The organism is Cryobacterium sp. Hz7, from assembly GCF_004402815.1.
Classification (GTDB): Bacteria; Actinomycetota; Actinomycetes; order Actinomycetales; family Microbacteriaceae; genus Cryobacterium; species Cryobacterium sandaracinum.
The window spans coordinates 36,964-61,913 of record NZ_SOFB01000045.1; the positions used below are offsets into that span (position 1 = coordinate 36,964).

The window sequence follows — 24,950 nt, forward strand, 5'->3', positions numbered from 1 at the left end:
CAGGAACCTGATCGCCGAGCGCGCCACCGGCACGATCGACGCAGCGACCACCGGCCCCGGCCTCGGCCACGATTCTCTGCGCAAGGCGGCACCGGCACCCCGGCTTCCGCGCCCCGATCGGTTCCGGCTGCCGAGCGGCCTGCGCGCCGAGACGGGTGCAGCCACCGCCGAATACGCCGTCGCAACGATGGCGGCGGTCGGATTCGCCGGCCTCCTGATCGTCATCCTGCGCGGGGACGAGGTGCGCGGCATCCTGACCGATCTGGTGCGCAATGCGCTTTCCGTGGGGTAGCCGCCGGCCCGACGGGCACTCCGACGTGCACTCCGACGTGCACTCCGACGACGCCCCGAGCGCCCGAAGCCGCGCGCGGCGCCGCCCCGGCCCCAGGGACCGCCCCCGCGACCGCGGCAGCGTCACCGCCGAGTTCGCGACGGTCGTTCCGGCTGTAGTGCTCGTGCTCGCCTGCTGCCTGGGCGCCCTGCAGGTGATCGGCCAGCAGGTGCGCCTCACGGATGCCGCGGCCGACGCCGCCCGGTCCCTCTCCCGCGGCGACAGCGTCGACCGGGCCTCTGGGCTGGTGCAGCGGGCGGTGCAAGGGGCCTCGATGACCCCGGAGCGCCGGGGTGAGTTCGTCTGCGTAAACCTGCGCGCACCGAGCTCGTTCGGCGCTTTCGCGGCCTTCGGCCTCACGCTCCGGGCCGGGTCCTGCGCGCTCGGCGGTGGCCGGTGAGGCCCCGCCGGGGGAGGTCCCGGACGCTGACTTCCCGGGCTCTGCGGCGGCGGCACTGGTCAGCACCCGAGCGCGGCTCGGGCACGGTGCTAGCTGTCGGGGTGCTGGGCGCGATCATGCTCCTGACGGCGGTGCTGCTGCCGCTGTTCGCCGCGCTGGTGGTCGGTCAGGCGGTGCAGGGGGCAGCGGATGCCGCGGCGCTCGCCGCCGCCGACACCGCCTCGGGCGCCGTGGCCGGGATTCCCTGCGCGGCGGCGGCCGAAGCCGCGAGGCTGAACGGGGCATCCGTCACCGTCTGCACGGTGGAGGGACTGATCGCATCGGTGACCGCGGTGCGCGGCTACCTCGGGTTCGAGCTGGGCGCGCAGGCACGGGCCGGGCCGCCCGATTCGCCCGGCGGCCCCGCCGGCTGACTTCGTCTCAGCCGGCGGGAAAGCTACCGGCGCGAAAGCCACGGGCGGCTCAGTCGAAGAGGGCCTCGATGTAGCGGTAGTCCACGGCGGTGGGTCGAGCCGGAGATGTGCTGGAGTCGAATTCGAGGCCGGAGCCGCGTAGATAGAGGTAGCGCTTGTTGCCGTCGGCAGGGATCTCGAGTCGCGGCCGCGGATCGCCGGATTCCAGGAACTGGGTGGTGACTGTCTTGCCTTGGAGGGGGCCGTCCGTGAGCTTCGCGGTGTACGTGCCCGTCGCTGAATTCGCCATGCTCCAATTGTCTCCGCCAGCGCGGGCCTGGCAACCCCCAATGGTCTCGCGCGGCGTGGTCGATTAGGCAGGCACCATATTGAAGTGTGTATGGTGTGCCATGGCCCACTTGGACCCGTACCTATAAAGAGGAGTCTGGTGCCAGGCACTAAGAAGCTGGTCATTGTCGAATCGCCGACGAAGATGAAATCGATCGCCGCGTATCTGGGCGACGGCTACGAGGTCTTGTCCTCGGTCGGCCATATTCGCGACTTGATCGAGCCCAAGAACCTGCCACCCGAACTGAAAAAGGGTCCGCTCGGCAAGTTCTCGGTCGACGTGGAAAACGGTTTCGAGCCGTACTACGTCGTGTCCGACGCGAAGAAGAAGACCGTGGCCGAACTCAAACGGGCCATGAAGAACGCCGACGAACTCCTGCTCGCAACTGATGAGGACCGCGAAGGCGAGGCCATCGCCTGGCACCTGCTGCAGGTCCTGCAGCCCAAGGTGCCGGTCAAGCGCATGGTCTTCCACGAAATCACCAAGGAAGCCATCCTTCAGGCGAAGGACAACACCCGCGACCTCGACACCGCCCTCGTCGACGCGCAGGAGACCCGGCGCATCCTCGACCGCATCTACGGCTACGAGATTTCCCCCGTGCTTTGGCGCAAGGTCGGCCCGGGCCTGTCCGCCGGCCGCGTGCAGTCCGCGGCCACCCGCCTCGTCGTCGAACGCGAACGCGAGCGCCTCGCGTTCGTGTCGGCCGGCTATTGGGACCTCATCGCCCAGCTTGCTACCGGCGCGTCCCGGGCGGATTCCGCATTCCAGTCGAAGCTCGTGCGCCTGGGCGGAGAGCGCATCGCCTCCGGCGGCGACTTCGACGACCTCGGCCGGCTGAAACCCAAGGTGACGGCGGTCACGCTCGACGAGGCATCCGCCCTCGCCCTGGCCACCGCCCTCAAGGAACCATCGGTCGCCCTGACCGTGACGAAGGTGACCGCCAAGCCCTACCGTCGTAGCCCGGCCGCGCCCTTCACCACCTCGACCCTGCAGCAGGAGGCGGCCCGCAAGCTGCGCTTCACCGCCCGCCAGACCATGAGCGTGGCCCAGTCGCTCTACGAAAACGGGTACATCACCTATATGCGAACCGACTCGCCGTCGCTGTCGCAGCAGGCGATCACGGCCGCGCGCACCCAGGCGGCGGCGCTCTACGGCCCCGAAACGGTGCCCGACAAGCCCCGCCTGTACAAGGGCAAGAGCAAGAACGCTCAGGAGGCGCACGAGGCGATCCGTCCGTCCGGCGACACATTCCGCACCCCTTCGGCGCTCGCATCCACTCTGCGTGGCAACGACTTCAAGCTCTATGACCTGATCTGGAAGCGCACCGTCGCCTCGCAGATGGCGGATGCGACCGGCTCGACCGCGTCGGTGACCATCGCGGCCGGGCCGACCGGCACGTCCACGCACCCCGCGACATCCGGGGTGCTCGCGGAATTCGCCGCCAGCGGCACCGTGATCACGTTCCGCGGCTTCATGCTGGCCTATGAGGAATCCCGTGACGAGGAGCGCAACGCACCCACCGACGCCACCGAGTCCAAGCTGCCGCCGCTCGAAGAGGGCCAGAAGCTGACCCTGCTCGACGTGGAAGCCAAGGGCCACGAGACCACCCCGGCCGCCCGCTACACCGAGGCGAGCCTGGTGAAGAAGCTCGAGGAGCTCGGCATCGGCCGCCCCTCGACGTACGCGTCGATCATCTCCACGATCACCGAGCGCGGCTACGTCACCCCCCGCGGCCAGTCGCTGGTGCCCAACTGGATCGCCTTCTCCGTCGTTCGCCTGCTCGAGGAGTACTTCTCCGACCTGGTCGAATACGACTTCACCGCCGAGATGGAAGACGACCTCGACCGCATCGCCGACGGCAAAGCCGACCGGGTGGACTGGCTGACCAGCTTCTACTTCGGTTCCGACAAGCACCGCGGCCTGCGCCAGGTCATCGACAACCTCGGCGAGATCGACGCGCGCTCGATCAACTCGATGCCCATCGGCGACGACATCACCCTGCGCATCGGCAAGTACGGTCCCTACCTCGAGGTCATCGACCCGGGCGCGGCACCGGATGCCCCGCCGCGCCGGGTGAACATCCCGCCGAACCTGGCCCCCGACGAGCTGACCCCGGCGAAAGCCCGCGAACTCATCGACGCGCCGGTCATCACCGACCGCGTGATCGGCGAGAACCCGGAGAACGGCAAGCGGATCGTGGCGAAGGACGGCCGGTTCGGCCCCTACGTCACCGAGCTGGAGCCCGAGGTCGAGGTCGTCGAACCCGGCGAGACCATCGACCCGGTCACCGGCGAGGTGACCCTGCTTGCCGATTCGGCCGCCGCCGAGGCTGCCTCCACGACCAAAACGACGGCCGCGGCCGCGAAGCCCAAGCGCAAGCCCCCGGCGAAGAAGGTCGCCGCGGTGAAACCGCGCACGGCCTCGTTGTTCAAGACCATGGACCTCGCCACGATCGACCTCGACACGGCCCTGCATTTGCTCGCCCTGCCGCGCGTGGTCGGCCTCGACCCGGAGACGGGCGCGGAGATCACGGCCCAGAACGGCAAGTTCGGCCCGTATCTCAAGAAGGGCGTGGACACCCGGTCACTGACCAGCGAGGACCAGATCTTCGAGATCGATCTGGCCGGTGCGGTCGACCTGTACGCCCAGCCCAAGTACGGCGCCCGGCGGGCGTCGAGCGCGCTCAAGGAGTTCGAGGCTCCCGACCCCGAGAGCGGCAAGGCGATCAAGATCAAGGACGGCCGGTTCGGCGCCTACGTCACCGACGGCATCACCAACGCCACCATCCCGAAAGCCGAGACGGTGGAGGAGGTCGACTTCGACCGCGCCGTGCAGCTGCTCGCCGACAAGCGCGCCAAGGGCCCGGCCGTCAAGAAGGCGCCGGCGAAGAAGGCCCCGGCCAAGAAGACGGCGGTCAAGAAGGCCCCGGCGAAGAAGACGGCGGTCAGGAAGGCCCCGGCTCGGAAGTCGGCCGTCAAAAAGCCGACTCCGTCGGGTGCCACCACGACGGTGCGCGCTCAGCGCACCCCGGCTCAGAAGGCCGCGACGGCGGCCAAGGCTGCGGCGACCCGGGCGGCCACCGCGGCCGCGAAGGCCGCGACCCAGGCGTCGTCGCTGTCGTGACCCGAGAAGTTCCGGAAGCCGTGACCGGTCCCGCCGCTGCCGGGCTGTTCATCACCCTCGAGGGTGGTGACGGGTGCGGCAAGACGACCCAGTCGGAGCTTCTCACCGACTGGCTCCGGCAGAGCGGGCGCACCGTGCTGCGCACCCGCGAGCCCGGCGGAACGGATGTCGGCGGCGCCATCCGTGAGATCGTGCTGCACCACCGCGGTGAGATCGCACCGCGGGCCGAGGCGCTCCTCTACGCCGCCGACCGGGCCCAGCACATCGCGACCGCGGTGCGGCCGGCGCTCGCCCGAGGCGAAGTGGTGATCCAGGACCGCTACCTGGACTCATCCGTCGCCTACCAGGGTGCCGGACGGGTGCTCGACGCCACCCCGGTGCGTGATCTGTCGCTCTGGGCGGCGGAGGGACTGTTGCCCGCGCTGACCGTGCTGCTCGACCTCGACGAGACCGTGGCGCGCGGCCGCCTCGACGCTGAGAACAAGCCCTTCGACCGGCTCGAGGCGGAGAAGAGCGACTTTCACCGCCGGGTGCGCGCCGCGTTCCTCGCCCTGGCCGACGCCGAGCCGGAGCGGTTTCTGGTCGTGGACGCCGGGCGTCCGGTGGCCGAGATCGCCGCCGTCATCCGCGACCGGGTCGCCGCGCTGCTCTAGAGGCGAAGTGAACGGATGTCCGAGGCCGCTGCGGCCCGGCGGCCCGCCGCTGCGGCGGCATCCGTTTCACGCGCGGGCTCGCCGTGCGCCGTGCGCCGTGCGAATTCGACGGAGATTTTGGCCCTGGACCCCGTTATCGGCCCCAAACCGGCCGTTTTCGGCAAAATCTCCGTCGAATTGGTTCGGCATCAGGCGCGGTGCTGCGCCGGCTGGACGGAATGCGCCGACTGGACGGGCCCTGCCGGGGGCGCAACCAGCTGACGGCGCCGGCTGGACGAGCTCTAAGCCCTCTGTCACCGACGAAAGGTACTCTGGTCCGATGACTGTGTGGGATGGCCTGACGGGTCAGGCGAGAGCGATCGCGATCTTCCGCGCGGCGGCCGAACGTCCGAGTGACGGAGACGCCGAGGCGCGCGCCGGGTCGGCCATGACGCACGCCTGGCTGATCACCGGGCCGCCCGGCTCGGGCCGCTCCAACCTCGCGTTCGCCTTCGCGACCGCGCTGCTCAGTCCCGGCACCGAGGCCGGTGACGAGAGCGCCCGCCGCCTGGTCGACGCCCGGACGCATCCCGACCTGACCGTGCTCTCCACCGAGGGCGTCATCATCAAGATGGACTCGGTCAAAGAGGCCGTGAAGCGCTCGCAGTACTCACCGTCGGTGGGCCGTTACCGGGTGGTCGTGGTCGAAGACGCCGATCGCATGGTCGAGCGCACCTCCAACGTTCTGCTCAAGGCTTTGGAAGAGCCGCCGGAGCGCACCGTGTGGATTCTCTGCGCTCCCAGCGAGGCTGACCTGCTGCCCACGATCCGGTCCCGCGTGCGATCGGTGCGGTTGCGGGTGCCGAGCATCGACGACGTCGCCGAGCTGCTCGTGTCCCGGGACGGTGTCGACCGGGCCACCGCGGAACGAGCCGCTCGGGAGGCGCAGAGCCACATCGGCATGGCCCGCCGCCTGGCGACGAACCCCGAGGCGCGAGCGCGACGCGAGGAGACCCTGCGGGCGGCCCTCGGCATCCGCGGCGTGTCGGCGGCGGTGAATGCGGCGGCCCGGCTGCTCGCCATCGCCGGTGACGACGCGAAGGCGATCACACTCGAGCGCGACGCCGCCGAGCGTGAGGGCGTGTTGCGCTCCCTGGGCGTCGAGCCGGGACAGTCGGTCCCGCCCGGCCTGCGCAGCCAGATCAAGGCCCTCGAAGATGACCAGAAGCGGAGGGCCACCCGCAGCCTCCGCGACGGGATCGACCGCATCCTGGTCGACCTCACCTCGCTGTACCGCGACGTGATCATGGTGCAGCTCGGCCGGGAGACCAGCGTCATCAACCGGGAACTCCTCACGGAGGTGCGGGCGGCGGGAACCGTCTGTGCGCCCGCCGCCACGCTGTTCACCCTGGACGCGATCGCCCAAGCCCGGCAGCGGATCGAATCGAACGTGGCGCCGGCGCTGGCCCTCGAGGCCATGCTCGTATCGGCAATCCGCCGGTGACCGAGAACACGTCCCAGAAAAGGGGAATCCGTTGACCAGACGAACTCGCGTGCGCACCCTGTCGGCGCGTGCCAGGGCCACCGCCCTGGCACTGGTGCTCGCCATGGGCCTCAGCGGCTGCGTGCCGCTGTTCCTGCCGGGGCAGGCGCCGACCACCTCGGTCCCGACCGGGGAGAAGGTCGACGCCGACCTCGAACCGTTCTATGACCAGGTGCTGAAGTGGGCGGACTGCGACTCCGGCCTGCAGTGCACCACGGCTTCGGCGCCGCTCGACTGGGCCGACCCGGGCAGCGGCGAGACGGTCGACCTGGCGCTGGTGCGGCATCCGGCCACGGGCACCCGGGTGGGTTCCCTGCTGGTCAATCCCGGAGGCCCCGGCGGCTCCGGTTACGACTTCGTGAAGGATTCCCTCGACTACGCCACGGATGCGAAGCTGCAGGCCGGTTTCGACGTCGTCGGTTTCGACCCGCGCGGGGTGGGCCGTTCCTCGGCGGTGAGCTGTTACGAACCGGCTGAGATGGACGAGTACCTCTACGGCCTGCCCGCCGCGGTGCGGGGGAGCGACGCCTGGATCCAGGAGCTGTCGACGGCCGCCGTCGACTTCGGGGCCGCCTGCCAGGAGAATACCGGCGCCCTGCTCGCACACGTCGACAGCCTCAGCGCAGCCCGCGACCTCGACCTGCTGCGCGCCGCGCTCGGTGACGAGAAGCTCAACTTCCTCGGCTACTCCTACGGCACCTTCCTCGGTGCGACCTACGCGGACCTCTACCCCGAGCGGGTCGGACGCCTCGCCCTCGACGGCGCCCTCGACCCGTCCACCAGCAACGCCGATGTGACCCGGGTGCAGGCCACCGGGTTCGAGAACGCGCTGCGCTCCTATCTGGCCGACTGCCTGGCCGGCGAGGAGTGCCCCTTCGACGGCACCGTCGACGAGGCCATGACTACCATCGGAGCCCTGCTCGCCTCGGTTGACGTCAGCCCGATCACGGCCACCGACAGCCGTCGACTCGGCGCGAACACGCTGCTCACCGCCATCATCTACCCGCTCTACCAGGCCACCGCGTGGCCGAACCTGAGCGAGATGTTCGCGAGCGTTCTGCAGGGCGACGCCGACATGGCCTTCCAGTTCGCGGACGGCTACAACGGCCGGTCCGCCGACGGCACCTACCGCGACAACGCGACCGAGGCCTTTCTGGCAATCAACTGCGTGGACTACAGCTACAACGACGATCCCGCCTCGATGCGCGCGCAGGCCGCCGAGATCGAACAGGCCGCCCCGACGATCGGCAAGTACATGGCGTTCGGCGACATCGGCTGCGCCAACTGGCCCTACCAGTTTGACGGGGAGCGGTCCGAGATCGTCGCCGAGGGGGCCGACCCGATCCTGGTCATCGGCACCACCAACGACCCGGCCACACCCTATGTGTGGGCCGAGAACCTGTCGGAGCAGCTCGCCAGCGGCCACCTCGTCACCTTCACCGGCGAAGGGCACACCGCCTACAACAAATCGAACGACTGTGTGAACTCGGCCGTCGACGATTACCTGCTGAAGGGCACGGTGCCGGCCGAAGACCCGATGTGCTGAGCATCCGCCTGGCTGCAGATTTGCGCGCTGTGTAAGAATTGAGGCATGTCGCTGCACCACGAGGAACCGGGCCTACGCGAACGTAAGCGGCTCGCAACGCGACGCGCCATCCAGCGCGCCGTGTTGACGCTCTCCTGCAAGCGGGGGCTCGAGAAGGTGACCGTCGAGGACATCAGCCGGCTCGCCGACGTGTCGCCGCGCACCTTCTTCAACTACTTCCCCTCGAAGGATGCCGCGCTGGTCGGCGACGAACTCGACCTCGCGTCCGAAGAGCAGATCGAGGCCTTCGTGCACGGCGGCCGCGATGGGGACATCCTGGCTCAGCTGGCCGCGCTGCTCTCGGTCAGCCTCAGGAACACCGAGGGTGACCGGGAGATCCACCAACCGCGGCGTCAGGTCATGAAGGAGAATCCCTACCTGTTCGGGATGCGGATGGCCACCCTGCGCAACTTCGAGGGTCGACTGCAGGAGATCGTCACCCGGCGCTTCGTCGTCGACCACCCCGAGCTCGGCGCCGGCTCGGCGCAGCTTGAGCAGCGGGCGCTCCTGTTCACCCTGGTGGCCGTGGCTGCGCTCCGCCACGCCTGGCGGTGCTGGGCCGACTCCGACGCGGCCCGCCCCCTGGCCACGCACGTCGCGGCATCCTTCGCGGACCTGTACGAGATGACCCTGAAGACCAGCTAGACTTTGTAGCTGTGTCCGAGGTTTTCCGAGAGGAATAATCGTGACGCCGCCTTAGCTCAGTCGGTAGAGCGTCTCACTCGTAATGAGAAGGTCATCAGTTCGATTCTGATAGGCGGCTCCATCTCAACTCAGGCAGCCGTGGCTTTCGCTCGTGCCGCGCACGCCCGGCACGCGAGTGCGCACCGCGAAGTCACCCGAATCGCGTACAGGGGCGTTGGGCTCGTGGCCGGGACGAAATCGACCGCCTCATCGACCGAAGTCGCCTCACCCGCGTGGTCGCCAACCGCAACCTTGCGGAAAGCCACTTAGTGCAGGCACGCACGCACGCACGCACGCGGCGCGGCTCATCGAGCTGATACCGCCCTACTGAGCCCGCAACCTGAGGCTGACTGAGCCGACCGGGGCATCCGTCGTCACGTAAACGCGGAGATTTTCGGGAAACGCCGGTTCTACGGCCCGGCCGAGCGGCGTGTTGCGAAAATCTCCGGAGTCACCGTGCTGTCTCCACGGATGCCCGGTGCCGGGCCGCCGGACCAGGTCGCCGGGTCGTGACGGGCTCGACCGCCGGCCGCATGCGATCGCTAGGCTGATCCCATGACCGACACAACCCGCACCGACACTATTCGCTGGGGAATCCTGGCCACGGGCGGGATCGCCCACGCATTCACGAACGACCTCGTCCGGAACGGTTTTCAGGTGCAGGCGGTCGGTTCCCGCTCGCAGGCGTCGGCGGATGCCTTCGCGGCCGAGTTCGGCATCCCCACGGCTCATCCGAGCTACGAGGCCCTGGCCGCGGACCCGGATGTCGACATCATCTACATTTCGACCCCGCATCCGTTTCACGCCGAGAACGCCAAGCTCGCCCTGAATGCCGGCAAGCATGTTCTGATCGAGAAGCCGATCACCCTGAACGGCGCCGAGGCCCGCGAGGTCGTCGACCTCGCCGCGACCCTGGGGCTGCTGGTGCTCGAGGGAATGTGGACCCGGTTCCTGCCGCACATGGTGCGCATCCGCGAGATCCTCGCCGAGGGCACCCTCGGCGACGTGCGCACCCTGATCGCCGATCACACCCAGGACCTGCCGGATGACCCGGCGCACCGGCTGAACGCCATGCACCTGGGCGGCGGGGCGCTCCTCGACCTCGGCATCTACCCGCTCACCTTCGCGTCCGAACTGTTCGGACGCCCCGAGACGATCCTCGCGACCGCCACCTTCAAGGCCACCGGCGCCGACGCGCAGATCGCCACGACCTTCCGCTACGCGGGCGGGCAGATCGCCCAGACCCTGTCGGCCAGCAACACCACCGGCCCGAACACGGCCACCATCCTCGGCACGCTGGGCCGCATCGACATCGACCGGGTCTGGTACTCGCCCACGGACTTCCGGGTGCTCAACAGCGCGAACGAGGTCATCGAGACCTTCACCGCCGAGATCAACGGGCGCGGCATGCACTACCAGGCGGCCGAAGCGGAGCAACTGATCCGGGCCGGCAAGATCTCGAGCGACATCCTGCCGGTCGAGGAAGTGGTGGCGATCATGGAGACGCTCGACCTGGTGCGCGCGCAAATCGGCCTGCGGTACCCCGGGGAGTACGCGGGAGTCCGTGCGCCGTGCTCCGGTCGATAATCTGACCAGTAGAGCGGGAGGGGGCAGAATGGCGCTCCGTGGATCCCGTGGTGGTGTCACGAACCGGCCTCACCGCCCCCATACGTGGCCGTTGCGGCTCCTCGGCGCGCTGGTCGCGTGCTCCGTCGTCGAGCCGTTCGAGTTCGTTCCGCCCGTCGGGTGACGCCACCCCCCGTTTTGGGGTGGTCATACTCGGTGGCGTTGGTCCATCGGCCCATGACGGCTCGGCTAGCGTGTACGCAACGGGAGCGGGGGATCCGATGCACGCCAACGCGCACGCGGATCGAATCGATGACCGCTCCCTTCGCCATGCGCGGCTCGGCCGCTGGATCCTGTGGCTGATGTGGGTGCTGCTGATCGGTTACGCGATCGGCCTGTTCGCCGCCTTCGGCCCGGTTTTCACCGGCTCCTTGTCGCTAATCACTGCGGGGCTCCCGGCCCTGCTCTGCTGGGCAGCCGCGCTCCGCGCGGAGCGCGGCCGCACGCAGCTGATTCTGGTGTCGGCCGCGATGACGGCCTTTACCCTCGGCAGCACCTATTACCTGCTCGCGGGCGCGGCGACGCTCTCGTTTCCGTCTCCGGCCGACATCGGTTACACGCTTTTCTATCCGCTGATCCTGGCCGGACTCGCTGTCCTGGTCCACCGTCAGCGTGGTGAAATACCCCGGTCGGTCCTGGTGGACGGAGCCATCGGGTCGCTTGGCGCGGCATCCGTGCTGGCCGTGTTGCTCAGCCCGGTGATTGCATCCGCGGGTGTCTGGCCGCCCTCCCCGGCCGCCCTGGTGTCCGCCAGCTACCCTCTGCTCGATCTGTTGCTCGTGTCGGTCATCACGGGGATTGCCGCCGCCCGCGGACTCGACGTGGGCCGACGGTGGGCCCTGCTGGTGCTCGGACTCCTGATCTTCGCGGCAACCGACGCCGTCTACGCCTTCCAGGTTTCCGCCGGAACGTACACCTTCGGGGAGCCGTTGGATGCGGGCTGGGCGCTCGGCCTCACCCTCATTGCGGTCTGGGCGTGGGACCTGGCTCGGCCCGGTGTCACCGCCCGGCGCCCCCTGAGCGGCGTGTGGACTCTCGCGGTGCCCGGGGCAGCCACGATCGCCGGGATGGCGGTGCTCGTCCTCGGCACGCAGGTGAAGATCTCCACAGGCGCCGTGCTCCTCGCAGGCGTGACCCTGGTGCTCGGGACCGTGCGCACCCAGCTCGCCTCCCGGCAGATCGGGCGGATGGCCGACCTTCACCGCCAGGCGAGCACCGACGACCTGACCGGGCTGCCGAACCGGCGCGCCCTCTACGCCGAGGCATCCGCTCACCTCATGCCCGGGGACGGCCACCGGTGTGCCCTGCTGCTCCTGGATATCGACCGGTTCAAGGAAGTGAACGACAGTCTCGGCCACGACGTCGGCGATCTGCTGCTGGTGCAGGCCGGATCGCGCCTGTTCGATCAGCGACGACCGGGCGATCTTCTCGCCCGGCTCGGCGGCGACGAGTTCGCGCTTCTGATCCAGGACGCCGGCCACGACGAGGCCGTGGCGGCGGCCGCGCGGCTGCGGGCGGTCCTGGCCCGGCCGTTCACGCTGGAGGGCATCGCGATCGAGTCCAACGTCAGCATCGGCATCGCCCTATTCCCCGACCAGGGTGACACCCTCAAGGTGCTGCTGCGCAAGGCCGACATGGCCATGTACAAGGCCAAGTCCTCCCGCAGCGGGCACCACGTCTTCGTCTGCTCCGACGACGATCACGGCGACTCCAGGCTGCGGATGATGGAAGACCTGCGCGGCGCCCTCGCCACGGACGAACTCGTGCTGCACTACCAGCCCAAGATCGAGCTGGCCACCGGGCACGTGCACGGTGTGGAGGCGCTGGTGCGCTGGCAGCACCCGAGCCGGGGTCTGCTGCCTCCCGACGTGTTCCTGACCCTGGCCGAAGACGTCGGGCTCATGCGCGACCTGACCCGGATCGTGCTGGGAAAGGCGCTCGACCAGGCCGCGGTCTGGCGTGCGCAGGGAACACCGCTGACCGTTGCGGTCAACATGTCTCCCAGCACCCTGATCGAGTCCGATCTGCCCGCACGCATCGCCGCCATGATCCAGGTGCGGGGGTTGTCGGCCGCCGACCTGATGCTGGAGATCACCGAAGAGTTCCTGATGGAAGACCGGGCCAGGGCCAGGGACATCCTGATCCGCCTGCGGGAGAGCGGCATCCGCATCGCCGTGGATGATTTCGGCACCGGCTACAGCTCCCTCGCCTACCTCCGGGACCTGCCGATCGACGAGCTCAAACTCGACAAGTCCTTCGTGTTCCCGATGGCCGACGACGCCAGGGCCGCGGCCCTGGTGGCCTCGATCATCGCGCTCGCGCACAGCCTCGGCGTGCGCATGGTGGCGGAGGGCGTCGAGGACGCCGTCGCCTACGCCGAGCTGACCCGGTACGGCTGCGACGAGGCCCAGGGCTTCCACATGTCCCGCCCGCTTCCGGCCGCGGCACTGGATGCCTGGCTCGCCGCCCGGCACGCGCCGGCGGCCACGCGGGCGCCGTCGCAACGCCGCAGTAACGCCGTTGCAACGCCGTGGGCACGAGGCACCGGCTGACTCACAAGCCCGGCGGGTAGGGTTCACGGGTGGAAGAATCGAAGCCTCGCAAACGCCTCGCGGCCGTCCTCGTCACCGTGGCGGTGCTGCTGGGCGCGGGTGCCGTCCTGATCGGGGCGTCGACCCGGGCCCCGGATGCCGCGGCCACCGCCTCCATCGCCGCCGCGAACACCGGTGCGAGCGTGAACGTGCCGGCCGCGGAACCCGTTTCGGAGCGCCCTGTGCCGGCCACCGCCTCCGATGCCAGAAACCTGCGTACGTGTTCGGTCTCAGCGCTGGCCGCCGACCCCCGGTTGGCTGATTTCCAGGCCCAGGTGATCAACGCCAGCACCGGCGAGGTGCTTTTCGACCGCGGCGGCGATACCTCCTCACGCACGGCGAGCGTGCTCAAGGTGCTGACCAGCGCCGCCGCCCTTGAGGTGCTCGGACCGGACTACCGGGCCACGACCACCGTCGTCACCGGCAGCACACCGGGGTCTGTCGTGCTGGTCGGCGGGGGAGACCTCACCCTCACGCGCCTGCCCACCGGCACGGAATCCGTCTACCCCGGCGCAGCCCACGTCGATGAGCTCGCCCGCCAGACCCTCGCCGCCTGGCGGGCGAACCCGGCGAACCCGCCGATCACCTCCCTCGTGCTGGACGCCTCGTTCTTCGGCGGGCCCGGCTGGGAACCGAGCTGGGATGAACTGGAACGCAACGCCGGTTCCATGCCCGACGTGACCGCCCTGCAGGTCGACGGTGACCGCGACGACCCCTCGCGTCAGAGCTCTTCCCGCAGCGCCGACCCCGTCGGGCGCGCCGGCGCGGCCTTCGCCGCCGCGCTCGGCGGCGGCGTGAGCGTCAGCGTCGGCACCGCGCCGGCCGGGGCCGAACAGCTCGCCGCCGCCCGGTCCCAGCCCGTGTCCGTGCTGATCGGGCAGTCGCTGATCGTGTCGGACAACACCCTCGCCGAGATGCTCGCCCGGCTCGTCGCGGTGGAGTCCGGGGCCGGCAACACCTTCGGCGCCCTGCAGGAGTCCGTCGTCACGGCGCTCGACGCCTATGGCATCGACACGACCGGCATCATCATCCGGGACGGCTCAGGCCTCAGCGACGACAACGCCGTACCGCCGTCGTATCTCACCCGGCTGTTCGTCAAGATCAACGCGCGCGACGGCGACCTCGGCGTCATCTTCGACGGCCTACCGATCGCCGGTGGACCCACCGGATCGCTGTCCTACAGCGACCGGTTCACGGGCGACAACACCGTCGCCGACGGCGCCGTCTTCGCCAAGACAGGCTGGATCGACACCGGCTACACGCTCTCCGGCATTATCCGGGCGGCCGACGGCACGCCGCTCACCTTCGCCGTTTACGCGCTCGGGGATGTGAGCGATAATGCGAAGCAGGCGCTCGACACCATCACCGCCGGGTTCTTCCGCTGCGGCGACAACCTGTCGAACTCCTGACTTCAACCGGCGACAGAAGGAGCAATCCGTGACCAGGGCCCTGTTCATCATCGACGTTCAGAACGATTTCACCGAGGGCGGGGCCCTCGCCGTCGAGGGTGGGTCTGCGGTGGCCGCGGGCGTCAGCGCGCTGCTGGCGGAACATCCGGATGCCTATGACGTGATCTTCGCCTCCCGCGACTGGCACGACCCCGACAGCGACAACGGCGGACACTTCGCCCGGGCCGGCGAGCCAGGCTCCATGGACCCCTGGCCCGTGCACTGCGTGGCGGGCACCCCTGGCGCCGAGTACCACCCCTCGCTGCTGTTGCCGGACACGACCATCCACATTCGCAAGGGGCAGGGCCAACCGGGCTACTCCATTTTCGACGGCATCTCGATGGGCGGCGAGAAGACGGGCGAGCTGCTCATCGCGAACGGGGTGACCGACATCGACATCGTCGGCCTCGCCACCGACCACTGTGTGCGCGCGTCCGGCCTGGATGCGCGGGGCCACGGCCAGCATGTGCGGGTACTGACCGACCTCGTCGCCGGCGTCGCCCCGGACACGAGTGACGCGGCCCTGGGCGAGCTGGCCTATGCCGGTGCCGTGCTCGTCACCTCCGACGTGGTCGTCTGAGCGTGGGGGTGACCGGCCGGGCGAGTCCGGCCCCGGCGAGTCCGGCCCCGGCGGGGCCGGCCGCGGCGGTTTCTGCTTCGGCGGTTTCTGCTCCGGCGGGCTCTGCTCCGGTGGGCTCTGCAGGCGGGGCGCTGTTCGCGCAGCGCCTCGACGGCGTGCGGATCGCCTACGACGTCGTGCCCGGCGAGCGCCCGATCCTGCTCGTGCACGGGTTCGCGTCGACATCGCAGGTCACCTGGGTCGGCACCGGCTGGGTGCGAGCCCTGCAGGACGCCGGGCGCGGCGTGATCACCCTCGACCTCCGCGGTCACGGCCGCAGCGACAAGCCGCACCGCAGCATCGACTACCTGCCCCGGCAACTCGCCGCCGACCTCGTGGTCGTGCTCGACGCCCTCGGGCTGGAGCAGGTCGACGTGGTCGCCTATTCGATGGGCTCGCGCGTGGCGGCGGCGCTCGCGCGGCTGGCGCCGTCCCGGGTGCGCCGACTGGTGCTCGGCGGAGCCGGGCCGGACGAACTGTTCGAGACGTGGCATCCGGATGCCGTGCGCCGGTTCGTGACCGCCGGCACCGCCGGCGCCGACCCGTCGATCGCGGCGATACTGGGTGCCGCGATCACCGCCGGCGCCGACCGTGAGGCCCTCGTGGCGTGCGTCGGCGGGGTGGCCGGCTCCTCGCTGGACGTGCCGGTCGAGATTCCCGTGCTCTACGTCGCCGGCGGCGCCGACTGCATCCCGGCCGGGGTCGCCGAACTTGCCCGCGCGCGCGGTGCCGACTACCTCGAACTGGCGGGCCGGGACCACGTGAACACGCTCACCTCCCGCGAGTTCAAGCGCGCCGCACTGCAGTTCCTGGCCTGAGCGCCCTGAGCGCCCTGAGTCCGGGCACTCGCTCGCCTCTCACGCCCCTAACGAATTCGACGGAGATTTTGCCCGCATCGCCCTAAACACCTTCAGAAACCCGCACATATCGCAAAATCTCCGTCGAATTCGTTCGCGCTGTGGGGCGGAGCGCGTGGGGGCTGCCCGAACCGCACAAGAGATGCTGCGCATCCGGCTGGCGCTGCTGGGCAACCGGCCGATGTTGGGGCTAACTCAGGAGATCCGTCCGGGCCGGCCCGGACATCCGCGCTGGTTCCGCACTGGTCCGGGGCGGCCGGGCCACCGGGCGACGGATGTCCTGAGTTGGCCACACGCGCGAGCTCGGCTGGCCCTGGCCCTGACCCTGACGAATTCGACGGAGATTGTGCCCATAACCGCGTCCAACACTCCGAAAACCCGCACATATTGCACAATCTCCGTCGAATTGGTTCGCCGCCGGCTGGGGGGAGTGAGCCCCGGCGCCTCCCCTAGGCTGGGGGCGTGCGGGCCTCGCTGCCGAGGCCGCCGAATGCCGACCGGGGGACCGTCATGACAACCGACATCCAGGATGCGATGGGTTCGGTTTCGACAGGCTCGACCACCGGATCCGGCTCGTTCACCGGCGCCCGGGGCAGGAAGTACTGGCTCGCGCCGGCCGCCGCGATCTTCGCCGTCGCCTGGGGCGGCAACGAATTCACCCCACTGCTGGTGATGTACCGACAGGCGGACGGGTTCTCCAACCAGCTGGCGAACCTGCTGCTCGGGGCCTACGTACTCGGCATCATCCCGGCGCTACTGATCGCCGGCCCGCTGTCGGACCGGTTCGGCCGCCGACCGCTGATGCTGCCCGCGCCCTGGGTCGCGATCGCGGGGAGCGTGCTGCTGGCCCTGTCCGCGGGAAATGTGCCCATGCTGCTGGCCGGCCGCATCCTCTCCGGCGTCGCCCTCGGCCTGGCCATGGCCGTGGGCACCAGCTGGGTGAAGGAACTCTCCGCGAGACCGTTCGACTTCGGGGCCGACCGTTCCTCGGGGGCACGACGGGCGACCATCGCGCTGTCCCTCGGTTTCGCACTCGGCGCGGCGAGCTCCGGAGCGCTGGCCCAGTGGGCGCCGTTCCCCGGCGTGCTGCCGTACGCGGCGCACACCGTCATCGCCGTGCTCTTCGGCCTTCTGCTGTTTTGCACCCCGGAGTCCCAGGGACGGGGCATCGCGGCCGGGGCCCTGCCGGCCGTCCACCCGGCCATCTCCCCGTACCCGCGGTTCCTGCTCCTGATCGTGCCGGTGGCGCCGTGGGTCTTCGGAACGGCCACGACCGCCTACGCCATCCTGCCGGCGCTCGCCGCGACCGAGATCCCGTCCGCGCCGGTGGCATTCGCGGCCCTGCTCTGCGTGGTGGCTCTCGTCGCGGGAGCGTCGCTGCAGCTCTTCAGCCACCGCATCACCGCCGGGCACAATGCCCGAGGAATCATGTTCGCGCTGATGCTGACCGTCGGGTCGCTGCTGCTCGCATCCGTCGCCGTGAGCCCACCCGTGCTCTGGCTGATTTTGGCGGCGGCGGCCCTGCTCGGCGCCGCGTACGGCCTGCTGATGGTGTCGGGGCTGCAGGAGGTGCAGCGGATCGCGCCGCCCGACCACCTCGCCCGGCTGACCGCGATCTACTACGGCATCACCTACCTGGGGTTCTTCGTGCCGTTGGCGCTGTCCCTACTCGAGCCGTGGCTAGGCTACCCGGCGATGTTCGCGGGCGGGGCCGCGTTCTCGGCCGTGTCGCTGGTGGTGGTGATGCTGGTCTTTCGCCGGGACATCTCCCTGCATCGCGCCGCGGCGAGCCGATGAAATCGCGCGCGACCTGCAGCCCGCAAAAAAAGTTTTACAGAGATTTCCATGCATGTGCATCCGTTTGGGGACGTGCGAGAGAAGTAGGGGTTAAAGAGGTTTCAAGAATCTCTTCAGAGTGACCCACTCACAGATCCATTACGCAGGAGGAAACGATGCACAAGTCCCTCAAGATCGGAATGACGGCCAGCGCTCTCGGTGCTCTCGTCGCCCTCGGCGGTCTCGCTCCGGCACAGGCAGCCGAAGACGTCGCGAAGCTGTCTGTGTTCCACGGAGTTCCCGGCCTCACCGTCGACGTCTACGTGAACGACAAGCTGACCCTGGACGACTTCAAGCCGGGCGACCTCGCCGGTCCGCTCGACCTCGCACCCGGCACCTACAAGGTGGCCATCACCGCGTCGGACGCAGCGGATGCCAGCGCACCTGCCATCGGCCCGGTCGACCTCCCGCTCGAAGCCGGCAAGAACTACACCGCCGCCGCGCACCTCGACGAGGCCGGCAAGCCCACGGCGTCGCTGTTCACCAACGACATCTCGCAGCTCGCCGCCGGGGAGGGCCGCCTGACGGTTCGCCACGTGGCAGCAGCCCCCGCGGTCGATGTTCTCGCCAACGGAGCCGTCGCGATCACCGCCCTAATGAACCCGAAGGAATCCGTGCTCACGTTGCCGGCCGGCACCATCTCGGCCGCCGTCGCCGCAACCGGAACGACTGACCCGGTGATCGGCCCGGCAGACGTCAACGTCGCAGAGGGCACGAACACGATCGTCTACGCGTGGGGCAGCCTGACCGACAAGAACCTGGCCCTGGCCGTTCAGACCATCGACGGGCTTCACTCCAACCCGGACAGCATCCCCGCCGGTGAGGCCGGTCTCGTCGCCACCAACCAGGCGGACGACTCCATGGGGCTCATGGTCGGTGGCTTCGCCGCCGTGCTGATGGGTCTGGTCGCCGCCGCCGTCGTCGGTATGCGTCGCCTGTCCGCGGCTCGCCGCTAGTCACGCCAGTCAGAAAGGGAGATCCACAATGAGAGCCACAGTGGGCACTTTCACAGTGCTCGCTGTGGCTCTTGCCCTGCTCACGGGCTGCAGCAGCGCCCCGAGCACATCATCGCCCACGGCCTACGTTTCCCCGACGAACGCAGCGCCGACTCCGACGCCGTCGGCCCCGCTGCCCGTCGCCGAGGTCGACGTGCCGACCGTCAGTTCCTCGCTGGATCAGAACCAGACCCCGCAGGCCCGGCCGCCCCAGACCATCCGAGTCGACTCCCTCGGAATCGACATGGCCATCGAGTCCGTCGGTCTGGCCGACGACGGGGCGATGGAGCTGCCAAAAGACCCCTCGCTCGCCGCCTGGTATCGCTTTGGACCGTCACCGGCCAGCACCACCGGCGCGACCGTGATCGCCGCCCACGTCGACTCCCTGATTTACGACATCGGACCGTTCGCCCAGCTCGCCTCGGCGCGTGCGGGCACCGAGATCGTGGTGACCACCGACGACGGTCAGGAGCGTCGCTATTCCGTGGAATCCGTTCAAACCGTGGCCAAACAGGATGTGCCTTGGGACTCGATCTTCGACCGGTCCGGTCCCAACCGGCTCACCCTTGTGACCTGCGGCGGCGAATTCGACTACGACGCCCGCACCTATCTGTCCAACGTAATCGTCTCGGCGAGTCCAATCGCATGACCCAGGCACCATGACGCAGAGGGGTGGCTATGCTGGTCATCACGGTGGTCGAGGCTTGCTCTCCGGCGGAGTCTGACATGTACGACCTCCCGATGCGCTCACCAACCGGGGGAAACCGATACGACGTGACGGCACTCACCGACGAAGACGACCACGCCCAGCTCGTTCTCGCGTTTCGGGCGGGAGACGAACGTGCGCTCGCCGAGGCCTACGCCCGCTGGTCATCCCTCGTCTACACGATCGCCGTTCGTTCGCTCGGCGATCCCGGCGAAGCCGAAGACGTCACCCAGAAGGTCTTCATCGCCGCCTGGCGCGGGCGGGACGGATTTGATGCGTCGCGGTCGCCTCTGCCGGCCTGGCTCGTCGGGATCACTCGGCACACCGTCGCGGATGCCCACGAGGCCCGCTCACGACGGCGGCGGGTCGAGGAGGCTGTCCTCGTCGACACCGCGCTCAGCCAGACCGACGAATCCGCCGACATCGCGGATCGTGTGCTAATGAGCGACGAACTTCGCCGGCTCGGACCCGTTCCTCAGCAGGTGATGCAGCTGGCCTTCTACGACGATCTCACGCACACCCAAATCGCCGATAACCTCGGACTGCCGCTCGGCACCGTTAAGAGTCACATCCGCCGAAGTCTTTCGAGACTGCGCACCAGATTGGAGGCGAACGATGACACACATTGACCGGGAAAACCTCGCTCTCATCGCAATGACAGAGTTCGACCTCACCGAACCCGAACGCCAGCACCTGTCGGAATGCCCCGAGTGCTCCTTGGAACTCATCGCCCTGCAGCACACCGCCCACGTCGGCCGGTCCGCGCGCAGTGTGCAACTCGTGGAGCCCGGCGATCGAGTCTGGGCCGGTATCCACGCCGCCCTCGGCCTGTCCGACGCCGTGGCCGCCACCCCTGGGCGCAGCGGCTACGAGGCAGCGGACCAGCCCCCTACAACGGTCGAGCCTGTCGAGACCCCTGCACCGGTGGTCGAGCCTGTCGAGACCCCGTCCGCCACGGTCACCGACATCGGCTCCGCCCTGCGCCCCCTCCCACGACGCCGCAACTGGATGCCGATGGCCGTGGCCGCCGGCATCGCCGGACTGCTCGGCGGCCTCGGCGGCGGCATCTGGTGGCAGCCCGCACAGCAGCAGGAACCCGCGCCGGTGCTACTCGCCGAGGCCCAGCTGGACCCGTACCCCGGCTGGGACGCCGCCGGCAGCGCCTACGTCGCGAAGACGGCCGACGGCCACCGGGAGGTCGTGCTCGACGTCACCGGGGTGAGCGCCGACACCGATCTGCGCGAGGTGTGGCTGATCAAGGCGGATGCGTCCGGGCTGATCAGCATCGGACTGCTCGACGGTGAGTCCGGGCGCTTCGCCATCCCCGACGGCGTCGACCTGTCGCAGTACCCGCTGGTCGACGTCTCCGCGGAACCCGACGACGGCGACCCGCAGCACTCCGGCGAGTCGATCCTGCGCGGGGAACTGCGTACGGCCTGACACCACCCGCACGTGAGTGTCAGAGCGTATTGCCGAGCTTGAAGCCGTGCTCCACGTCGTTCTTGCGGGTGTACGAGAACCCGTCGGCGCCGACCGTGACGGCCATCTCGCTGGACTCGGTGCGGGCCATGACCGGCTGGGGGTTGCCGTCCAGATCGAGCACCAGTGAGGCATCCGTGTACCAGCTCGGCACGACCGCGTTGCCCCACCAGTCGCGGCGCTGATTGTCGTGCACGTCCCAGGTGACGACGGGGTTGTCGGGGTCGCCGGTGTAGTAGTCCTGGGTGTAGATCTCGACCCGGTGGCCGTCGGGGTCGCGCAGGTAGAGGTAGAACGCGTTCGAGACGCCGTGGCGGCCGGGGCCGCGCTCGATGACGTCCGACATCCGCAGGGCGCCGAGCTTGTCGCAGATGTAGATGATGTTGTGCTTCTCGTGCGTGGAGAAGGCGATGTGGTGCATCCGCGGGCCGTCGCCGCCGGTCAGGGCGGTGTCGTGCACGGTGTCCTTGCGGCGCATCCAGGCAGCGTAGGTGACGCCGTCTTCGTCCTGGATGTCCTCGGTGACGCGGAAGCCGAGGTCCTCGAGGTAGCCGCGGCCGAGTCCCACGTCGGGGGTGACCTGGTTGAAGTGGTCCAGGCGCACGAGGGCGCCGGGACCCTGCAAGTCGTAGCGCCAGGCCAGGCGTTCGACGTGGTCGACCGAGTAGAAGAACTCGTAGGGGAAGCCGAGCGGGTCTTCGACGCGCACGGAGTCACCGACACCCTTCACGAACCCGTTGATGCGGCGTTCGGTGCGGCAGCCGAGCTCCTGATACCAGGCCTCGGCCAGACCCACGTCTTCGGGGGCGCGCACCCGGAAGGCCATCGCGGCGACTGCGGCGACCGGGCCCTGGCGCAGCACCAGGTTGTGGTGGATGAACTCCTCGAAGCTGCGCAGGTAGATCTCGGTGTCGCTCTCCTCGGTCACGACGAGGCCGAGCACGTCGACGTAGAACGCGCGCGAACGGGCCAGGTCGGTGACGACGATGTCCATGTAGGCGCAGCGCAGGATGTCCGGCGGGGTCGCGGTCGGCGTGGGGATGGGGGTGGTGGTCATGGAATCCTCCTCATTGAGATGTCGCGGTGGTCGAGCGTGTCGGTGGTCGAGCGTGTCGGGACCCGGGACCGGGGACCCGAGATCAGTGGGCGCCGAAGCGGGCGGTGTGCACAGGCCCGAGGGAAACGTGCACGGCCTGCTGCTCGGTGTAGAAGTCGATCGAGCGGTAGCCGCCCTCGTGGCCGAGGCCCGAGGCCTTGACCCCTCCGAACGGGGTGCGCAGGTCCCGCACGTTGTGTGAGTTGAGCCAGACCATGCCCGCCTCGATCGACTGCGCGAAGGTGTGCGCCCGGGTGAGGTTGCTGGTCCAGATGTATGCGGCCAGGCCATACTTGACGCCGTTGGCCAGCTCGAGGGCTTCTTCGTCGGTGTCGAACGGCGTGATCGCCACGACCGGTCCGAAGATCTCCTCCTGGAAGATGCGGGCCGTCGGGGCGACATCCGCGAACACGGTCGGGGACACGTAGTTGCCCTCTGGCAGGTTCTGGGGGCGGCCGCCGCCGGCGAGCAGGCGGCCCTCGCTCTTGCCGATCTCGACGTAGCTCATCACCTTGGCGTAGTGCTCGGGGTGCACGAGCGCGCCGACCTCGGTGGCAGGGTCGTGTGGGTCGCCGACGACGATGTTCTGTGCCCGGGCCGCATAGCGGGCGCAGAAGTCGTCGTAGATCGGGCGTTCCACCAGGATGCGGCTGCTGGCGGTGCAGCGCTCGCCGTTGAGCGAGAACACCCCGAACAGGGTCGAGTCGAGCGCGGCCTCGAGGTCGGCGTCGGCGAAGACCACGGCGGGGGACTTGCCGCCGAGCTCCATCGACATGCCCTTGAGGTTCGCGGCGCAGTTGCGGTAGATGGTCTGGCCCGTGGTGGTCTCGCCCGTGAACGAGATGAGGGGGACATCCGGATGCTTGACCAGCGCGTCCCCGGCCTCCTCACCCAGCCCGTTGACCAGGTTGAAGACCCCGTCGGGCAGCCCGGCGGAGCGGAAGATCTCCGCCCACAGGCTCGCCGACAGCGGCGTGAACTCGGCCGGCTTGAGCACGACCGTGCAGCCGGCGGCCAGTGCGGGGGCGAGCTTCCAGCTCTCCAGCATGAACGGGGTGTTCCACGGGGTGATCAGCCCGGCCACGCCGACCGGTTTGCGGAAGACGTAGTTGATCTGGCTGCCTGGCACCTGGTAGGTGTCGTCGGTCTGCGCCACGATCAGGTCGGCGAAGAAGCGGAAGTTCTCGGCCGCCCGCTTGGCCTGGCCGAGGGCCTGGGTGATCGGCAGGCCGGTGTCGAACGTCTCGAGTTCGGCGAGGCGGGCATCCTGGGCCTCGACGGCGTCGGCGATCTTGTTCAGGATGCGGGAGCGTTCGCGCGGCTTCATCCTCGGCCACGGCCCGGCCACGAAGGCGTCGGTCGCGGCGGCGACGGCGAGGTCCACGTCTTCCTTCTGGCCGGCTGCGGCGGTGGCGTAGGTCTGGTTCGACACCGGGTCGAGCACGTTGAAGGTCGCGCCGGAGACGCTGTCGACGAACCGGCCGCCGATGAAGTGCTGGATGCGGGTCGGCAGGTTCTCGGGCACATGCTGCGCGCGGGTTCTCGTGGTGGTGGTGTCGGTCACGGTGGTCTCGGTCATGGTGGTGTCGGTCATGGCTCAGGCTGCTTTCGGGGTGAAGCCGGCGACAGTGAAGCCGTCGACGGGGGAGAGGTACTGCTCGCCGGCGGCCAGGAGCGCCTGCATTTTGGCGATGCCCGCATCCGTCGGGGTGATCAGCGGCGGGCGCACGAAGCCGCTCTCGATCAGGCCGCGCTGCTCGAGCACCCATTTGCCCGGGGCCGGGTTCGTCTCGACGAAAAGCAGGTCGACGAGTGGGTGCAGGCCGTAGTGGATGCGCCGGGCCGTCTCGATGTCGCCGGCCATCCACGCGTTGTACATCTCGACGTGCGCGACCGGGGCGATGTTGCTCGTGGCGCTGATGTATCCCACGCCGCCGAGGGCCAGCAGAGGCAGGCAGAGCAGTTCGATGCCGCTCCAGACCAGCAGTTCGGGGCCGCAGAGCTGCAGCACCCGGGAGAAGTGCTCGAAGTCCTTGGTGGTCTCCTTGACGCCGACGAAGTTGTCGAAATCGCGGTAGAGGCGGGCGATGGTCTCCGGTGCGATGTCCACGGCGGTGCGGCTGGGCACGTTGTAGGCGACGATGGGCAGGTCCGGAAATTCCTCGGCCACGGTCTTGTACCAGAAGTAGAGGGCTTCCTGGGTGGGGCGGGCGTAGTAGGGGGTGATGATCAGGGCGGCGTCGACGCCGGCGTCCTGGGCCGCGGCGGTGAGCTCGAGGGTCTCGTCGAGCTTGGCCGAGCCGGTGCCGGGCATGAACGGCACCCGGTCGCCGACCGCGGCGGCCACGGTGCGGATCGCGCTGGCACGTTCGATGATGGTCTGCGAGCTCGGCTCGCCGGTGGAGCCGCCGAGCGAGATCCCGTGCGTGCCGGAGGCGAGCTGCCAGTTCACGAGGTTGGTGAGGCCGGCGTGGTCGACGGCGCCGTCGGCCGTGAACGGGCTCATCAGGGGCGCGATAGAGCCTGTGATCTGACTCGGGTCGGTGCGGAACTTCATTGTTCTTCCTTTCGAGGGCAACGGATGCGTCCGCGACTGTTGCCGAATCGGACGAATGTTCCCGGTGTGCGGGCAACAGTCGTCCGCTACGGGAACAGTTG

General features: G+C 69.2%; 22 protein-coding genes and 1 tRNA gene. 19 read left to right on the top strand and 4 right to left on the bottom strand.

What is annotated here, in order from left to right; all coding sequences use genetic code 11:
• Positions 1-127: 127 nt before the first annotated feature.
• From E3N86_RS09305 to E3N86_RS09315, 3 genes are read left to right on the top strand one after another with little or no spacing between them, the layout of a single operon-like run.
• The gene (locus tag E3N86_RS09305; protein ID WP_241986007.1) at positions 128-292 is read left to right on the top strand and encodes a DUF4244 domain-containing protein; all 165 of its coding nucleotides are present in this window, start codon (positions 128-130) and stop codon (positions 290-292) included.
• A complete protein-coding gene (locus E3N86_RS09310; RefSeq protein ID WP_134511826.1) occupies positions 273-731 on the top strand; it encodes a TadE family type IV pilus minor pilin in 459 nt (152 codons plus the stop codon). Before E3N86_RS09305 ends, E3N86_RS09310 begins: the two co-directional genes overlap by 20 nt.
• Positions 732-772: 41 nt before the next feature.
• On the top strand, positions 773-1,144 hold the full coding sequence (locus E3N86_RS09315; protein WP_134511851.1) for an Rv3654c family TadE-like protein: 372 nt from the start codon (positions 773-775) through the stop codon (positions 1,142-1,144).
• Between the two features lie 49 nt (positions 1,145-1,193).
• On the opposite strand, the gene E3N86_RS09320 is transcribed toward E3N86_RS09315, so the two are convergent.
• A complete protein-coding gene (locus tag E3N86_RS09320; protein ID WP_134511827.1) occupies positions 1,194-1,433 on the bottom strand; it encodes a hypothetical protein in 240 nt (79 codons plus the stop codon).
• A 138-nt stretch (positions 1,434-1,571) separates the two neighbouring features.
• Here E3N86_RS09320 and topA point away from each other — a divergent pair, with 138 nt between their 5' ends.
• The 16 genes from topA to E3N86_RS09400 all read left to right on the top strand — a co-directional run bounded on the left by topA (position 1,572) and on the right by E3N86_RS09400 (position 21,157).
• On the top strand, positions 1,572-4,595 hold the full coding sequence (gene topA, locus E3N86_RS09325) for a type I DNA topoisomerase (protein WP_104099402.1): 3,024 nt from the start codon (positions 1,572-1,574) through the stop codon (positions 4,593-4,595).
• Complete coding sequence (tmk, locus tag E3N86_RS09330) at positions 4,592-5,248, top strand: dTMP kinase (RefSeq protein WP_241981683.1); 657 nt, start codon at positions 4,592-4,594, stop codon at positions 5,246-5,248. Before topA ends, tmk begins: the two co-directional genes overlap by 4 nt.
• 319 nt (positions 5,249-5,567) lie before the next feature.
• Positions 5,568-6,731, top strand: a complete 1,164-nt coding sequence (locus tag E3N86_RS09335; protein WP_134511828.1) for a DNA polymerase III subunit delta' — start codon at positions 5,568-5,570, stop codon at positions 6,729-6,731.
• A gap of 31 nt (positions 6,732-6,762) precedes the next feature.
• Positions 6,763-8,316 (top strand): alpha/beta hydrolase, encoded by a 1,554-nt coding sequence (locus tag E3N86_RS09340; protein ID WP_241986004.1) that lies wholly within the window; start codon positions 6,763-6,765, stop codon positions 8,314-8,316.
• A gap of 45 nt (positions 8,317-8,361) precedes the next feature.
• On the top strand, positions 8,362-9,000 hold the full coding sequence (locus E3N86_RS09345; protein WP_134511829.1) for a TetR/AcrR family transcriptional regulator: 639 nt from the start codon (positions 8,362-8,364) through the stop codon (positions 8,998-9,000).
• Positions 9,001-9,045: 45 nt separating this feature from the next.
• Positions 9,046-9,121: transfer RNA gene (locus tag E3N86_RS09350), tRNA-Thr, on the top strand.
• 473 nt (positions 9,122-9,594) lie between these two features.
• Positions 9,595-10,626: a Gfo/Idh/MocA family protein gene (locus E3N86_RS09355; protein WP_134511830.1), complete on the top strand. Its 1,032-nt coding sequence runs from the start codon at positions 9,595-9,597 to the stop codon at positions 10,624-10,626.
• 233 nt (positions 10,627-10,859) lie between these two features.
• Positions 10,860-13,217, top strand: coding sequence for a bifunctional diguanylate cyclase/phosphodiesterase (locus E3N86_RS09360; protein WP_206751010.1), 2,358 nt, complete (start codon positions 10,860-10,862; stop codon positions 13,215-13,217).
• A gap of 29 nt (positions 13,218-13,246) precedes the next feature.
• Positions 13,247-14,665, top strand: coding sequence for a D-alanyl-D-alanine carboxypeptidase/D-alanyl-D-alanine-endopeptidase (locus E3N86_RS09365; RefSeq protein WP_241986005.1), 1,419 nt, complete (start codon positions 13,247-13,249; stop codon positions 14,663-14,665).
• Positions 14,666-14,693: 28 nt separating this feature from the next.
• A complete protein-coding gene (locus E3N86_RS09370; protein ID WP_134511832.1) occupies positions 14,694-15,284 on the top strand; it encodes an isochorismatase family protein in 591 nt (196 codons plus the stop codon).
• Positions 15,285-15,394: 110 nt separating this feature from the next.
• A complete protein-coding gene (locus tag E3N86_RS09375) occupies positions 15,395-16,141 on the top strand; it encodes an alpha/beta fold hydrolase (protein ID WP_198412901.1) in 747 nt (248 codons plus the stop codon).
• A 549-nt stretch (positions 16,142-16,690) separates the two neighbouring features.
• A complete protein-coding gene (locus tag E3N86_RS09380) occupies positions 16,691-17,977 on the top strand; it encodes an MFS transporter (RefSeq protein ID WP_198412902.1) in 1,287 nt (428 codons plus the stop codon).
• 155 nt (positions 17,978-18,132) lie between these two features.
• Entirely contained in the window at positions 18,133-18,972 is an 840-nt protein-coding gene (locus tag E3N86_RS09385) for a DUF4397 domain-containing protein (protein ID WP_134511833.1), read from the top strand.
• 28 nt (positions 18,973-19,000) lie between these two features.
• Positions 19,001-19,660: a class F sortase gene (locus E3N86_RS09390; RefSeq protein ID WP_134511834.1), complete on the top strand. Its 660-nt coding sequence runs from the start codon at positions 19,001-19,003 to the stop codon at positions 19,658-19,660.
• 29 nt (positions 19,661-19,689) lie between these two features.
• Positions 19,690-20,346, top strand: a complete 657-nt coding sequence (locus E3N86_RS09395) for an RNA polymerase sigma factor (RefSeq protein WP_241977361.1) — start codon at positions 19,690-19,692, stop codon at positions 20,344-20,346.
• The gene (locus E3N86_RS09400) at positions 20,333-21,157 is read left to right on the top strand and encodes an anti-sigma factor domain-containing protein (RefSeq protein WP_134511835.1); all 825 of its coding nucleotides are present in this window, start codon (positions 20,333-20,335) and stop codon (positions 21,155-21,157) included. Before E3N86_RS09395 ends, E3N86_RS09400 begins: the two co-directional genes overlap by 14 nt.
• A gap of 19 nt (positions 21,158-21,176) precedes the next feature.
• Here the strand turns inward: E3N86_RS09400 and hpaD are convergent, their stop codons facing one another.
• The 3 genes from hpaD to dapA form a co-directional block, all read right to left on the bottom strand.
• Complete coding sequence (hpaD, locus tag E3N86_RS09405) at positions 21,177-22,253, bottom strand: 3,4-dihydroxyphenylacetate 2,3-dioxygenase (protein WP_104194199.1); 1,077 nt, start codon at positions 22,251-22,253, stop codon at positions 21,177-21,179.
• A gap of 82 nt (positions 22,254-22,335) precedes the next feature.
• Entirely contained in the window at positions 22,336-23,871 is a 1,536-nt protein-coding gene (gene hpaE, locus E3N86_RS09410) for a 5-carboxymethyl-2-hydroxymuconate semialdehyde dehydrogenase (RefSeq protein ID WP_134511856.1), read from the bottom strand.
• A gap of 18 nt (positions 23,872-23,889) precedes the next feature.
• Positions 23,890-24,849, bottom strand: a complete 960-nt coding sequence (gene dapA, locus E3N86_RS09415) for a 4-hydroxy-tetrahydrodipicolinate synthase (RefSeq protein WP_134401245.1) — start codon at positions 24,847-24,849, stop codon at positions 23,890-23,892.
• Positions 24,850-24,950: the final 101 nt, after the last annotated feature.